Origin of the sequence: Aureimonas glaciei (genome assembly GCF_014643375.1) — a bacterium.
Taxonomy (GTDB): Bacteria; Pseudomonadota; Alphaproteobacteria; order Rhizobiales; family Rhizobiaceae; genus Plantimonas; species Plantimonas glaciei.
The window spans coordinates 34,865-48,689 of the sequence record NZ_BMJJ01000017.1; the positions used below are offsets into that span (position 1 = coordinate 34,865).

A 13,825-nucleotide genomic window follows, 5' to 3' on the forward strand; every position below is an offset into this window, starting at 1 on the left:
CAGCGCTCCTCACAGGGGAGCGGAGCGCTTCCGCGGCGCCAGGTTGGGTTACTGGACCGCCGCCTCGCCGGGCAGCTTGGCTGAAAGGTCCAGGACCATCTGATAGTGCATCTGCAGCGTCGGCAGCGTCTTGGCCGCATACTGGTTCAGCGGTTCGCTGCCTTCGGCATAGCCCTTGAACAGCGCCAGAGCGCGCTGGTGGGCAAAGATCTGGCTGTCCAGATACATCGCATCGAACCCGGCCGGATCGGTCGAGCCGAGCTTGTCGAGAAGTCCCTGCTGCTCGCCGTCGGGCGCCGGCTTGGCGATGTCGGTATTGGCGCTCTTGCCGACGGCCAGGAGTTCTTCCTGCGCCGCCGTGTGGTCGTCCAGCATCTTCTGCGCCAGCGCCTTCACCTCCGGCATCGCGGCCTTCTGCAAGGCCAGCGTCGCCGCCTCGATCTCGAAGGCGTTGCCGGAACTGGCGGTGGCGACGAATTCGTAGGTCGTGGCGACCGTGCGCGGCTCGATCTGCGATTCCGGAATGGTTGGGACGGAGGAATCCGACTGCGACTGGGCGAAGGCCGCCGGGGCAAAGAGAAGCGAGGCCGCCAGCGCGGCCACCGAGGGACGAAACATGCGGGAAATCCTCCCTGATGCAGTTGATTGCGACGGGAACGGACGACCGACGCAAATGTTCCGCTAGGGGAGGTGGCGCACGCCTGCGTTGAGCCAAAGTTTCGGCCGGGTGCTGGTTCTGTGCCGCATCAGGCTGACGAAAACGTGCGCAAAAACCCCGCCTGCGAGGGCAACCGGAGGCGAGGACCCACGTTGAGCTCCTTTGCCCCTTCTAAGGACACCCCATGATCAAGCAGCTCATCAAGGTCTTCGTCGTCGGCTGGATCGCCAAGCGTTTCGCAAAGAGCCAGTCGCGCCCGACCCAACGCCGCGACGCCTAGTCGTCGGCTCTACCTAAACTTCCGGAGACCGCGCCTGGCGTGGGCTCCGGGAGCGGGGGATGCCGCGGTCAGACCGCGGCAGCAAATCTCGACACCCGACATCAACAGTCGACAATTGACTTTCGCCGCGGCCTTCGCCATACCGCGCGCATGATCGCGCTCACCACCAAAACCCCGATTATCTGACGCTTCCCTCCCCGTGCTCTCCCCGGGGGTGGGATCGAGCGCATGATTTTCCGCGGGAGAGGGGAGAGTTCCGATGGGCTACAGGCTCGCGATCGTAGGCGCCACCGGCAATGTCGGGCGCGAAATCCTCAACATCCTCGACGAGCGCGGCTTTCCGGCCGACGAAGTCGTGGCGCTGGCCTCGCGCCGCAGCCAGGGCACCGAGGTCGCCTATGGCGACAAGACGCTGAAGACGCAGTTCCTCGACACCTTCGACTTCTCCCAGAGCGACATCTGCCTGATGTCGGCCGGCGGCGAAGTGTCGAAGAAGTGGTCGCCGAAGATCGCCGCCGCCGGCTGCGTCGTCATCGATAATTCCTCGGCCTTCCGCTACGATCCCGACGTGCCGCTGATCGTGCCGGAGGTGAATGCCGATGCGGTCGCGATGTTCTCGCGCAAGAACATCATCGCCAACCCGAACTGCTCCACCGCTCAGCTCGTCGTCGCGCTGAAGCCGCTGCACGACCATGCCAAGATCAAGCGCATCGTGGTGTCGACCTACCAGTCGGTGTCGGGCGCCGGCAAGGAAGGCATGGACGAGCTGTTCAAGCAGAGCCGCGCCGTCTTCGTCGCCGACGCCGTCGAGGTCAACAAGTTCACCAAGCGCATCGCCTTCAACGTCATTCCCCATATCGACGTCTTCATGGAAGACGGCTCGACCAAGGAGGAGTGGAAGGTCATGGCCGAGACCAAGAAGATCCTCGACCCGAAGATCAAGGTCACCTGCACCGCCGTGCGCGTGCCGGTCTTCATCGGCCATTCCGAGGCGGTGAACATCGAGTTCGAGAACCCGATCACCGCTGACGAGGCGCGCGCCATCCTGCGCGAGGCGCCGGGCTGCCTCGTCGTCGACAAGCACGAGGACGGCGGCTACACGACGCCCTACGAATCGGCCGGCGAGGACGCGACCTATATCAGCCGCATCCGCGAGGACCAGACGCTGGAGAACGGCCTGAACATCTGGGTCGTCGCCGACAATCTGCGCAAGGGCGCCGCGCTCAACGCCGTGCAGATCGCCGAGCTGCTGGTCAACCGCGGCCTTCTCAAGGGCAAGAAGGCGGCCTAAGCCGGCTTATCTTTGCGACGCCGCCGGGAGTGGCGGCGTCGCGACCCCCGGACGCGGCTCACGGGCGGACGGCCCCATCAGAGCGTGACGAGCTCGCTGTGGCCGAACCCCTTGGTATAGTCGAGGACCGAGATCACCGTCGGCGTCAGCCTGAAGATCGCGACCTGGTCCGGTTCCGGCATGGGCATCGGCAGCGTCGTTTCCTCAGGATATTTCAGCGGCATCAGCGCCAGGATCCGCGCGCCTTCGGCCGGATCCGTCACCCGCTCGGCCCGGGCGGCCATGGAGAGGCCGGTGATCGCCATGAGATCTGATGTGTCGTGGTCGATGGTCACCGAGACGCGGCCGTCGCGCGCGAGATTCGCCGCCTTCTGGCTGTCCAGCGCACACAGGAAATAGAGGGTGAGGCCGAGGCTGACATAGCCGACCGTCGTCGCCTGCGGCCAGCCGTCGGGCCGCAGGGTGGCGAGGGTCATGATGCGATGCTCGGCCAGTATCTTCAGGATCTGCGCTTCCAGGGTCTTGTCCATCCGGTGCTCCGCCATGTCCCCCGAGATCATCGGGCCTCGGGATCATCGCGCATGGCGGGCCGGCGGCCTTGACCTCGCTCAAGCCAGGCGCGGGAAGGCGCCAGACGCCTGGTCTGGCATGGTCTTTTCCGAAGGTCGGAAGCCGCCTTTCGGGATCAGGCTTCAGGGCGCCGGATTCGGCACGGTGAAGAGCAGGAACTGGGTCGACTGGTGCCGGTTGAAATTATTGTCCGAGGCGATCACCAGCGAGCGCTCGCCACCGATTTCCGGGCCCCAGCTCGCCGCCTCGATGTTGTCGATGTCGAGCCCGCCGAAATCGCCTTCGTCGATCTTGAACCACAGCGCCTTGGACAGGGGCCTCGCCCCGGCGATGGTCGGCCGCGCTGACATGTCGTCGGCGCCAGAAAGCTGCACGATGAAAAAGGCGATGTGGTTGCCGACGCCGGCGACATAGCTGCGCTCGACCACGACGAGGTGCTCGGCGTCGAGCGCCAGGATCTCGCTGACGCCGTTGTCGGCCGGGGCGCCCGGCAGGGTCGGCGCCTGAAAGATCTTCTCCGTCTCGTAGACATAGTCGCCGGTCACCTTGCCCTCGGCGAGATCGAGGACGAGAAGGCGCGCCGGGCTGCCGGCGGTCAGGCTCGCCTTGTCGCCGTCCTGGAGAAGCGCGTTTTCCGTCGCGGCATAGAGCGTCGTGCCGTCGGGCGAGAGTGCCAGCCCCTCGAAGCCGAGATTGCCGCGCACGCCGCGGCCGGCGGCTCCCTCGTCGGGAAGGAAGGCGTCGGGCAGCTTGAAGGTGCCGAGCCCCTTGCCGGCCAGATCGGCCTTGGTGATCGAGGGGCGCCCGGTGGCGTCGCCCTCGCTCGACCAGATCAGGCGGCCGGCCGCCAGCCGGATCGCCTCGGGATCGACGCTGCGGGCGGCGAAGGGCTCGCCGTTGAGGGCGAGAAGCGCATGGCTCTCGGCGATGTCGAGTCCGCTGATGCCGTCCGTTCCGAGCGTCATCTTCAGGGCGTAGAAGCGCGCGGGAGCCTTTTCCGATCGGTCGTCCGAGATGGCGTAAAAGGTGTCGGAGGCCGGGTCGTAGTCGAGTCCCGAGATCCCGCCGAATTCGGCGCCGGCGACCTTCAGCCCGGTCGGCAGGACGATCTGGCCACGATAGACCGGCGCCGGCGGCACGGCAACATCCGCGGCCTGGGCAGCGACGGGAGCGAAAAGGGCGAGAAACAGAAAGGCGAGGCGCATGCGGCATCTCCGAGAAGGCGGCGAGATGGGACGGTCGGCGAAACTTCGTCCATCCTTCCTAGCCTTTTGGGGGGACAAGATCATTGTTTTGTGACGACGAATGCAATGAGGGGGAGGGCGCCGCTACGGAAGGAGCCCCGATCGTCCGGCCCGGCCCGCCCCGGGGCCCTGCCACGCTTAACGAAACCTCAACCGGATTTGGCGACCTTTCGGCAAGACGTCCGCCGCCACAGCGGGGACGGCGCCCGTTTCGCCCCATCGAGGTTCCCATGAAGCCCATCGCCGCCCTCGCCTGTGCCGTGCTCGTCGTATCGGGCTGCACCACCGATCCCTATACCGGCGAGCAGAAGCTCTCCAACACGGTGGGGGGCGCCGGCATCGGCGCGGGCGTCGGGGCGCTCGGCGGCTATGTCGTGGGACGGGCGACCGGCATGGATGCGGGACGCGCCGCCCTGATCGGTGCCGGCATCGGCGGCATCGGCGGCGCCGGCATCGGCGCCTACATGGACAACCAGGAGGCGGATCTGCGCCGCCAGCTGCAGGGCACCGGCGTTTCGGTGACGCGCGTCGGCGACCGCATCGTCCTCAACATGCCCTCCAACATCACCTTCCCCTCGGACGGCGACTCGATCCGCTCCGACTTCTATCCCGTGCTGAATTCGGTCGCGATCGTGCTGGCGAAATACGACCGCTCGGCCGTCGATGTCGACGGCCACACCGACAGCCAGGGCTCGGACGGCTACAATCTCGACCTGTCGCGCCGGCGCGCGGAAAGTGTCGCCGACTATCTCGCCAGCCAGCGCATCGACGGCCGCCGCCTCAATGTGCAGGGGTTTGGCGAGAGCCGCCCGATCGCGCCGAACGACAGCGACTATGGCCGCGCCCAGAACCGCCGGGTGGAAGTGTCGATCTCGCCCTATTCGCAGGGGTAGACGGGCTAACATTGTTGTAACGGATCCCGCGCCTGCTATCTTGGTCGGATACCAGGGTGGAGAAGAGGCATGCGTGGCGCGGTGAGAAAATTCGGCAATTCGACCGGAATCATCATCCCGAAGCCGCTGCTGTCCGCTTTTGGCGCAAACGCCGGCGACCATGTCAGCCTGACGATGGAAGCCGGGCGGATCGTCATCGAACGGCTCGACGCCGATCCCCGCGCCGGATGGGCCGAGGATGCGGCCCGCCTGGCAGAGGCGGGCGATGACGGGCTTGTCTGGCCCGACTTTGCCAACGAGGGCGACCAAGATCTGACATGGTAAGCCGTGGCGAGGTCTGGCTCGCAACGCTGGACCCGACGGTCGGCAGCGAGATCCGGAAGACCCGGCCCTGCCTCGTCGTGTCGCCCGACGATCTCAACGATCACCTTCGAACCGTCCTCGTCGCCCCGATGACCTCGGGCAGCACGCCAGCGCGGTTTCGCGTCGCCATCGCGTTTCAGGGCACGAGCGGGCTCGTCTTGCCGGAGCAGAGCCGGGCTTTGGACAAGCGACGGCTGGTGAAGCGGCTGGGACGGATCGACGACGGGGCGCTGGCAGCGGTCCTGGAGGTGCTGCGCAGCCTGTTTGCGGAATAGGCGAGAGACCTGCTGTGCCGATCCCCTCGTGCTTCGACAGGCTCAGCATGAGGGGATGAGAAGCCAGCGCTCTCGCCGCGTCCCCGGTTCAGCCGGGACGCTGACGCCGGGGGGGACTTTGAACATCGGTTCCCAAACGTCGGCGTTCTGCCGGGCGCACACCTATGCATGGCCCTCGTGCTGAGCGCCGTCGAAGCACGAGGGCCACGCACCGACGGATCCGGCGGACACACGCTATCTGTCCGGCACTACCCCAGGATCCCCGCCGTCAGCGCGAAGCAGGCGGCGATGGAGGCGGTGAGGAGGGCGGCCTCGATGATCGGCAGCGAGCGTTGCGGACGCGCCGGCGGGCCGGCGCGGCGATAGGGCTTGCCGCCGCCGGTGGTGCCGCTCAAATTCCGGCCCCGTCGCGAACCGTCGTCGGATCGGAGGGCGCGCCGGGATGGCGCTCGGTGCCGTCGACGGCCTGCCGCAGCAGAGGACGCAGCGCGAAATCGGCAAGGCCCAGCACGATCGCGGCGAACCAGCCAAGACCGAGTGCGAGCGCCAGGAGCGCGATCAGCACCGAGGCCAGCGCCCGGAAGCGCAGGATGCCGGCGGCCCGCTCGGGATGGGCGGCGACGTCGGCACCGAACCAGGCGCGCTTGGCCCGCTCCATCGCCGTCGGCTCGGCGACGGGCGCCGCCGTCTCGATCCTCGGCGCATCGGTTCCGACTTCCCGCACGAGCCCGAGCGCCACCGTCTCGTTGGTCAGCTGGTCGATCAGGATGAAGGCGCCGAGGTCGCGGTTGTCGGTATAGGGCAGCGTCACCGGCGGCCGGTCGAAGGCGAGGGTCACGCGGCCGATCTCGTTCATCAGCAGCGCATTGGCGTCGCGCGGGGCGTAGCTGTGGATGTCGATCGCCTTGTCGAGGCTCCGCACCGTCGCCGGCGTCTGCGCCGTGCCGATGCGGGCGACGAAGCGGCCGCCCGAAATCAGCGGCCGGTCGACCATCCAGAGGATCTCGGCCTTGACCAGCTTGTGCGCGGCGATGCGGTCGCCGGAAATCACCAGCACGTCGCCGCGCGAGAGGTCCACCTCGTCCTCGAGCGTGACGGTGATCGCCTCGCCGGCCCCGGCGCTCGTGACCTCGCCGGCGGGACCATAGACCGCCTTGACGCGGCTGGTGCCGCCATTCGGCAGCGCCGTGACCGGATCGCCCTTGGCGATGCGGCCGCCGGCGACGGTGCCGCAATAGCCGCGGAAATCGAGGTTCGGCCGGTTGACCCACTGCACGGGCATGCGGAAGGCGGCGCCGTCGGCCTCGAAAGTCTCGGGCGTGGCGTTCTCCAGCCGCTCCAGCAGCGTCTCGCCGGTGTACCAGGGCGTGTGGACCGAGCGCGAGGTGATGTTGTCGCCGTTCTTCGCCGACAGCGGGATGTAGCTGACATCGGTGAAGGCGAGCGCCGGCAGGATCGCCTTGTACTCCGCCACGATGCGGTCGAAGACGGCCTGGTCGAAGCCGACGAGGTCCATCTTGTTGATGGCGATGATGACGCTTTTGACGCCCAGCATCGAGGTGATGAAGGAGTGTCGGCGGGTCTGCGGCAGGATGCCCTTGCGCGCGTCGACGAGGATCACCGCGAGCTCGGCCGAGCTCGCGCCGGTCGCCATGTTGCGGGTGTACTGCTCGTGGCCGGGCGTGTCGGCAATGATAAAGGCGCGCTTCGGCGTCGAGAAATAGCGGTAGGCGACGTCGATGGTGATGCCCTGCTCGCGCTCGGCCGAGAGGCCGTCGACGAGGAGGGCGAAGTCGAGATCGTCGCCGGTCGTGCCGAATTTCTTCGAGTCGCGCTTCAGGGCTTCCAGCTGGTCGTCGAAGACCGCATTGGCGTCGTAGAGCAGGCGGCCGATCAGCGTCGACTTGCCGTCGTCGACCGAGCCGCAGGTGATGAAGCGCAGCAGGGATTCGGCCGGCGCGGGAATGGCGGCGAGATCGGGGGCCGGGCCGGCGAATTCGGCGTCGGCGATGCGGGCAAGAGAATCCATCTCAGAAATAGCCTTCCTGCTTCTTCTCTTCCATCGAGGCGCCGCCGTCCTTGTCAATCATCCGGCCTTCGCGTTCGGACGAGCGCGACGAGCGCATCTCCTGGATGATTTCCGGCAGCGTCGATGCGGTGGACTCGACTGCCCCGGTCAGCGGATAGTCGCCGAGTGTACGGAACCGTACCGTTCTCTCCTCGACGACTTCGCCGGGCAGGAGGTCCATGCGCTCGTCGTCGCGCATGATCAGCATGCCGTCGCGCTCGACGACCGGTCGCTTCTTGGCGAAATAGAGCGGAACCACCTCGATGTTCTCGAGCGCGATGTAGTCCCAGACGTCGGTCTCCGTCCAATTTGACAGGGGGAAGACGCGAAAACTCTCGCCGGCGCGCTTGCGCGTGTTGAACAGGCGCCAGGGCTCGGGCCGCTGGTTCTTGGCGTCCCAGCGGTGCTCGGCCGAGCGCAGCGAAAAGATCCGCTCCTTGGCGCGGCTCTTCTCCTCGTCGCGCCGCGCGCCGCCGAAGGCCGCATCGAACTTGTGGAGGTCCAGCGCCTGCTTCAGCGCCTCGGTCTTCATCACGTCGGTGTGGACCCTGGAGCCAGAAGCGAACGGGTTGATCCCGGCCTCGACGCCGGCCTGGTTGGTGTAGACGATGAGGTTCAGCCCGAGCTTTTCCGCCAACTGGTCGCGGAAGGCGATCATCTCGCGGAACTTCCACTTGGTGTCGACATGCATCAGCGGGAACGGCAGCTTGCCCGGCGCGAACGCCTTCAGCGCCAGATGCAGCATGACAGCCGAATCCTTGCCGATGGAATAGAGCATCACCGGGTTCTCCGCGGTGGCGGCGACCTCGCGGATGATGAAGATCGATTCGGCCTCGAGTCGCTGCAGATGCGTCAGGTGCTTCATGCCAAAGGTCCTTTCGGCGGGGTCTCGCCGGGCGCCAGCCGCTCGAAGGCGACGTCGCCATGTTCATGTCCGGGGACCAAGCGGGCCCGCGACACCGTGCCGTCGGCCTCGATATGGAGGCCGCATTCGCGCATCGTCTCTTCTTCCCACCACCAGCGGCCGGCGCGCTCTGGTTCGCCGGGCTGCAGCGCGCGGGTGCAGGGCGCGCAGCCGATGGAGAGAAAATTCTGGGCGTGCAGCGGGTTGACGGGCACGCCCGCTTCCTCGGCGAAGAGGCGGATTTCCTCGCGCGTCCAGTCGAACAGCGGGTTGGCCTTGATCAGCCCGCGGGCGGCGTCGTAGCCGACGAATTCCATGCCCTCGCGGTTCGCCGACTGGTCGCGGCGGAGCCCGGTGATCCAGCCGCCGGCACCGGCCAGAGCCCGGCCGAGCGGCTCGACCTTGCGCACGCCGCAGCACGCCTTGCGGAATTCCGGCGCGTAATAGAATCCGTCGATGCCCTGGTCGTTGACGAGTTCTTCCAGCGCCTCGGATTGCGGATACATCGCCTTGATGCGACGCCCGTACTTCTCTTCGGTCTCGCGCCACAGCGTGTAGCTCTCGGGAAACAGCCGGCCGGTGTCGAGCGTCTTCAGGACGATCGGCAGCTTGGCGGTGAAGATCAGGTGCGTCAGCATCTGGTCCTCGATCCCGAGGCTTGTGGTGAAGACGATCGGCGCCTCGACCCTTTCGACGAGCAGGGTCAGGCGCTCCAGCGGCGTCAGCTCCGCGAAAGCCTGATCAAGTTCGGCGGCGAGGGTTTCACGTGAATCACTCATGCCGGATCGCTTCCCGCTCCCTGCCGGGCGGCCAGGCGCTTCTGCAAAATGCTCTCGGTCTCGCCATAGCCGGACTGGTAGTGATCCCGGACGATGTCCTTGGCGCCCAGCCACTGGTCGAGCGGCTGGCGGGCGGCCATGGCGTCGGGGACCTCGACCTCGTCGAAGCCGCAGGCCAGCGCTTCGGCGAACTGATCGGCGACGATCGGCCCGCGGACCCGGAGCGTTCCGGCAAAGCCGGCGCGGCGCAGGCGTTTCGCCAGCGACAGGCCGCGCCCGTCGGAAAAGGACGGGAAGGTCACGGCGATGAGGTCGACGCTGCCGAAAAAAGGCTCGATCGCGGTGATCGGCGTGTCGTTGGCGACGAGGAGGCCCAGCCGCTCGTTGCGCCGGTCGGCGAGCGCCGCGTCGATGACGGTCAGGGGAACGAGGATCGGACCGTCGGCGAGCGAGAGGGCCGCGACGTCGTCAACGGGGGTGTAGAGATCGGCGCGGGCGCCTTCATTGCCGACGAGGAGGCTCATGCCAGTTCCTCCACGCTCGAACCGGTCCTGTCGGCGACATAGGCGGTGAAGCCCGCCTTGAAGGGCTCGAGGCCGGCGCGGCGCACGGTCTGGATGAACTCCTCGCCGTCCTGACGCTCTTTCATGTAGACGGCGACGATCGCCTCGATCGCGCCGGAGACGTGCTCGCCGTCGATGCCGGGGCCGAGGCGCTCGCCGAGCGCGGCGTTCTCCGTGGCGTCGCCGCCGACGGTGATCTGGTAGTTCTCCTTGCCGGATTTCTCGAGACCGAGAATGCCGATATGGCCGACATGGTGGTGGCCGCAGGCATTGATGCAGCCGGAGATCTTGATCTGCAGCGGGCCGATGTCCGACTGCCGCGCCTCGTCGCGGAACGTCTCGGCGATCTCCTGGGCGACGCCGATCGAGCGGGCGGTGGCGAGCGCGCAGTAGTCGAGGCCGGGGCAGGCGATGATGTCGGTGACGAGGCCGGCATTGGCGGTGGCGAGCCCCGCCGCCTTCAGTGCGGCATAGACGTCCGGCAGGTCGTCGAGCCTGACGCTCGGCAGGACGAGGTTCTGCGAATGCGTGATGCGCAGCTCGTCGAAGGACCAGCGCTCGGCGATGTCGGCGAAGGCGCGCATCTGCTCGGCGGTCATGTCGCCGGGAACACCGCCGACCGGCTTCAGCGACACGGTGAGCGCGATATAGCCGGGCTGGCGATGGGCAAAGCCGTTCTGGGCGACGAAGCGGTCGAGGCCGGGATCGATCTGCCGGGCGGCGGCCAGAAGCTGCGAATGCTCCGGCAGGGTCTCGAATTCCGGGTTGGCGAAGTAGGCGGCGATGCGCTCGACTTCCTCTTCCGGCGCATTGATCGTCGGGCCGTTCAGCTGGGCATATTCGGCCTCGACGCGGCGGATGAACTCTTCCGGCCCGGTCTCATGGACCAGGATCTTCACCCGCGCCTTGTACTTGTTGTCGCGCCGGCCTTCCGAATTATAGACGCGCATCACGGCCTCCAGATAGGCCAGAATCTCGGCCTTGGGCAGGAAGTCGCGGATGACCTTGCCGATCATCGGGGTGCGGCCAAGGCCGCCGCCGACGATGACTTCGTAGCCGATCTCCTGCGTCTCCGGATGCCGGCGCACGCGCAGGCCGATGTCGTGCACGAGGATCGCCGCGCGGTCGTGCTCGGCGCCGGTGACGGCGATCTTGAATTTGCGCGGCAGCCAGGCGAATTCCGGGTGCAGGCTCGACCACTGACGGATCAGCTCGGCGGTCGGGCGCGGGTCCTCGACCTCGTCCTTGGCGATGCCGGCGAACTGGTCGGCGGTGACGTTGCGGATGCAATTGCCTGAGGTCTGGATGCAGTGCATCTCGACATCGGCCAGAAGCCCGAGGATTTCCGGCACGTCCGACAGTTTCGGCCAGTTGAACTGGAGGTTCTGGCGCGTGGTGAAGTGGCCGTAGCCCTTGTCGAACTTTTCCGCGATCAGCGCGAGCTGGCGCAGCTGCTTGGAGCGCAGCGTGCCGTAGGGCACGGCGACGCGCAGCATGTAGGCGTGCAGCTGCAGATAGAGCCCGTTCTTCAGCCGCAGCGGCTTGAACTCGTCGTCCGACAGCGAGCCGTCGAGCCGGCGCTCGACCTGGCTGGTGAACTGGGCGACACGCTCGCGCACGAAACGCTCGTCGAATTCGTCATAACGGTACATCAGGCATCCTTTTCGGCTCGGCGGCGAAGCGGGGGAGGGCGCGTGCGGCCCTCGACGCTCACGCTTCGTAGTGGTTGCTGAATTCGGCTTTCTTGCCGTAATCGGGATGGATGCTCGGGCCCTTCTGGCGGATCAGCTCGCGAAAATGCCGGGCGACGGGCATGCCCGCGGCATCGATCGTCACCGGCACGAGATAGGCGTCGACGACGAGATTGGCCTTCACGTCCACAGCGGCGCGCGCCTCCATGGCGGCGGCGGTCTCGGCATCGGCGCCGACCGCGGCCTTGGCCGGATCGCGCGTCCAGCCGTCGGCGGAGAGGAAGACGACGTCGCCGACGAGCAGATTGTTGGCGCTGAGCACGACGGGAAGCTGCGGCCCCTTGCTCTTCGGCGAGGCTTTCGGCCCTGCCTTCGCTTCATTCGCCATGCCGAGATCCTTCACGCTGCTTCTGAGTGCCGCTGCATAGGCCTTTTCGCCCGGCGCGAAAACGCCGAGTTTGCGTTCGTTCTGAATAGAGTGCCTTGCGCCGACATGCGGCGGCGGGAATTCTCTATGTCGGGTCGGGAGAGGAACAATTTGCCACGGGGGGCGGCCGGCGCGCGATGGAGCGGTGGGGCAGATGCTTGAGAGCAATGCCGTCCGGAACCGTTGGAGGAGCGGAACCGGCTTGGCATGGGTTCTCGGGTCAAGCCCGAGAATGACTATCCTGAGAGGATTTTGGCATTTCACCGGCGCCTCGGCGCCGGCTCACATCGCAGTTCGCCCACCTGCCGGACGGGTAAACGGGCTGCTACCCCCTGAGATAGTCATCCTCGGGCTTGACCCGAGGACCCATGCCGCAGCGTTGAACGCATGCGCTCCGGTGCCAGCGAGCCGCCTCAGATCGGCTCGCCCTGGAGCAATCTAGGGGAGGGGCCGCGGGTCATGCCGGCGGCCTGGCCGATGAAGAAATCCTTCAGCGGCGGGGCGCGGTCGACGAGGGAGAGGCCGAAGGAACGGGCCGCGCGCAGCAGCGGATTGTCGTTGGAGAAGAGGCGGTTCAACACGTCGGTGGTGACGCCCATCTGCACCGTGTCAAAGCGGCGCCAGCGCTGGTAGGTCTCCAGCACGTCGAGGGCGCCGATGTCGAGGCCGAGGCGGGCGGCGTCGACGACCACTTCGGCGAGCGCCGCGGCATCCTTGAAGCCGAGATTGAGGCCCTGGCCGGCGATCGGATGAATGCCGTGCGCGGCGTCGCCGGCGAGCGCGATGCGCGGCTTGACGAAGGCGCGCGCCAGCGTGAGGCCGAGCGGAAAAGCGCGCTTGCCGCCCTCGACGCGGATCGTGCCGAGCTTGTGGCCGAAACGCTGCTCCAGCTCGAGCTCGAACATCATGGTATCGCCGGCGACGAGGCGTTCGGCCTCGCGCGTCGGTTCGGTCCAGACCAGCGAGGAGCGGTTGCCGGTGAGCGGCAGAATGGCGAAAGGGCCGGAGGGCAAAAAGTGCTCCTCGGCCCGACCGCCATGCGGGCGCTCGTGCGCGACGGTGCAGACGATGCCGGACTGGCCGTAGTCCTTATGGACGACGGGAATGCCGGCCATGGCGCGGATCGCCGACTTGACCCCGTCGCAGGCGATGAGAAGTCTTGCCTCGACGCTGGCGCCGCCGGCGAGGTTGACGGTGATCGAGGCCGGGTTCTCCGCGATGCCGGTGACGCCGCTCGACGCCCGGATCTCGACGCCGAGGGCGGCGGCCCGCGCCCGGAGCGCGCCGTTGAGGGCGACGTTCGGCACCATGTGGGCAAAGGGTTCGCCCGGCTGGGCCTCGCCGCCGAAGGTGAGGAAGACGGGCCGCACCACGTCCGAGGTGCGGGAATCGGTGACGATCATCTCGTTGATCGGCTGCGCCTGCGGGAGGAGGTCGGCCCAGAGGCCGAGCTGCGTCAGCATGCGCACGGCGGCGGCGGCGATCGCCGAGGCGCGCTCGTCCTTCTGCCAGACGCCGGCCGGCGCGGCATCGACGACGAGGACCTTCAGGCCCGGGGCGGCGTCGGCAATGGCGACGGCCGTGGCGAGACCGACATAGCCGGCGCCGGCGACGACGATGTCGACCCGCTCGGGCGCGGCATGGCCCGGCGCGTCGGACGGCAAGGCGGTCGTGTCGGCTTGCGACATAGGGGGGTCTCCTCGGCGGCTGCGCGGCCCATGGCCCGAACGGGGGCGTGCCCTGATCTAGGGGCGAATGGCGCGCGGGACAACCGAAGAACGCCGCCGGGGCCGCCTTCCCGCCCGGCGCGACGAGTTGA

At 67.3% G+C, this 13,825-nt stretch carries 15 protein-coding genes; 4 read left to right on the forward strand and 11 right to left on the reverse strand.

Features of this window, described 5'->3' with window-relative positions; genetic code table 11:
* Positions 1-48: 48 nt before the first annotated feature.
* Complete coding sequence (locus IEX88_RS24570) at positions 49-618, reverse strand: DUF4142 domain-containing protein (RefSeq protein ID WP_188855116.1); 570 nt, start codon at positions 616-618, stop codon at positions 49-51.
* Between the two features lie 579 nt (positions 619-1,197).
* On the opposite strand from IEX88_RS24570, the gene IEX88_RS24575 reads away from it, so the two are divergent.
* Positions 1,198-2,229 (forward strand): aspartate-semialdehyde dehydrogenase, encoded by a 1,032-nt coding sequence (locus IEX88_RS24575; RefSeq protein WP_188855117.1) that lies wholly within the window; start codon positions 1,198-1,200, stop codon positions 2,227-2,229.
* A gap of 77 nt (positions 2,230-2,306) precedes the next feature.
* On the opposite strand, the gene IEX88_RS24580 is transcribed toward IEX88_RS24575, so the two are convergent.
* Together IEX88_RS24580 and IEX88_RS24585 are read right to left on the reverse strand one after the other, a co-directional pair.
* A complete protein-coding gene (locus tag IEX88_RS24580) occupies positions 2,307-2,759 on the reverse strand; it encodes a pyridoxamine 5'-phosphate oxidase family protein (RefSeq protein ID WP_188855118.1) in 453 nt (150 codons plus the stop codon).
* A 162-nt stretch (positions 2,760-2,921) separates the two neighbouring features.
* Positions 2,922-4,004 (reverse strand): esterase-like activity of phytase family protein, encoded by a 1,083-nt coding sequence (locus IEX88_RS24585; RefSeq protein WP_188855119.1) that lies wholly within the window; start codon positions 4,002-4,004, stop codon positions 2,922-2,924.
* Between the two features lie 269 nt (positions 4,005-4,273).
* Between IEX88_RS24585 and IEX88_RS24590 the strand changes: the two genes are divergently transcribed.
* The 3 genes from IEX88_RS24590 (at position 4,274) to IEX88_RS24600 (ending at position 5,574) form a co-directional block, all read left to right on the forward strand.
* Entirely contained in the window at positions 4,274-4,936 is a 663-nt protein-coding gene (locus IEX88_RS24590) for a YiaD family glycine zipper/OmpA-like lipoprotein (protein WP_188855120.1), read from the forward strand.
* A 69-nt stretch (positions 4,937-5,005) separates the two neighbouring features.
* On the forward strand, positions 5,006-5,260 hold the full coding sequence (locus IEX88_RS24595) for an AbrB/MazE/SpoVT family DNA-binding domain-containing protein (RefSeq protein ID WP_188855121.1): 255 nt from the start codon (positions 5,006-5,008) through the stop codon (positions 5,258-5,260).
* Positions 5,254-5,574 carry a type II toxin-antitoxin system PemK/MazF family toxin gene (locus IEX88_RS24600; protein ID WP_188855122.1) on the forward strand — a complete coding sequence of 107 codons (321 nt, stop codon included), beginning with the start codon at positions 5,254-5,256 and terminating at the stop codon, positions 5,572-5,574. Before IEX88_RS24595 ends, IEX88_RS24600 begins: the two co-directional genes overlap by 7 nt.
* A 248-nt stretch (positions 5,575-5,822) precedes the next feature.
* Here IEX88_RS24600 and IEX88_RS24605 read toward each other — a convergent pair whose 3' ends face one another.
* The 8 genes from IEX88_RS24605 to IEX88_RS24640 all read right to left on the reverse strand — a co-directional run bounded on the left by IEX88_RS24605 (position 5,823) and on the right by IEX88_RS24640 (position 13,694).
* Positions 5,823-5,969: a hypothetical protein gene (locus tag IEX88_RS24605; RefSeq protein ID WP_188855123.1), complete on the reverse strand. Its 147-nt coding sequence runs from the start codon at positions 5,967-5,969 to the stop codon at positions 5,823-5,825.
* Positions 5,966-7,603 carry a sulfate adenylyltransferase subunit CysN gene (gene cysN / locus IEX88_RS24610; protein WP_188855124.1) on the reverse strand — a complete coding sequence of 546 codons (1,638 nt, stop codon included), beginning with the start codon at positions 7,601-7,603 and terminating at the stop codon, positions 5,966-5,968. Before cysN ends, IEX88_RS24605 begins: the two co-directional genes overlap by 4 nt.
* Position 7,604: 1 nt before the next feature.
* Positions 7,605-8,507, reverse strand: coding sequence for a sulfate adenylyltransferase subunit CysD (gene cysD, locus IEX88_RS24615; RefSeq protein WP_188855125.1), 903 nt, complete (start codon positions 8,505-8,507; stop codon positions 7,605-7,607).
* Positions 8,504-9,325, reverse strand: a complete 822-nt coding sequence (locus IEX88_RS24620; protein WP_188855126.1) for a phosphoadenylyl-sulfate reductase — start codon at positions 9,323-9,325, stop codon at positions 8,504-8,506. The genes cysD and IEX88_RS24620 overlap by 4 nt, the downstream gene beginning before the upstream one ends.
* On the reverse strand, positions 9,322-9,849 hold the full coding sequence (locus IEX88_RS24625) for a DUF934 domain-containing protein (protein WP_188855127.1): 528 nt from the start codon (positions 9,847-9,849) through the stop codon (positions 9,322-9,324). The genes IEX88_RS24620 and IEX88_RS24625 overlap by 4 nt, the downstream gene beginning before the upstream one ends.
* Positions 9,846-11,540 (reverse strand): nitrite/sulfite reductase, encoded by a 1,695-nt coding sequence (locus IEX88_RS24630; RefSeq protein WP_188855128.1) that lies wholly within the window; start codon positions 11,538-11,540, stop codon positions 9,846-9,848. The genes IEX88_RS24625 and IEX88_RS24630 overlap by 4 nt, the downstream gene beginning before the upstream one ends.
* Before the next feature lie 58 nt (positions 11,541-11,598).
* Positions 11,599-11,967, reverse strand: a complete 369-nt coding sequence (locus IEX88_RS24635) for a DUF2849 domain-containing protein (protein ID WP_188855129.1) — start codon at positions 11,965-11,967, stop codon at positions 11,599-11,601.
* 452 nt (positions 11,968-12,419) lie between these two features.
* A complete protein-coding gene (locus tag IEX88_RS24640; RefSeq protein WP_188855130.1) occupies positions 12,420-13,694 on the reverse strand; it encodes a ubiquinone biosynthesis hydroxylase in 1,275 nt (424 codons plus the stop codon).
* Between the last annotated feature and the right edge of the window lie 131 nt (positions 13,695-13,825).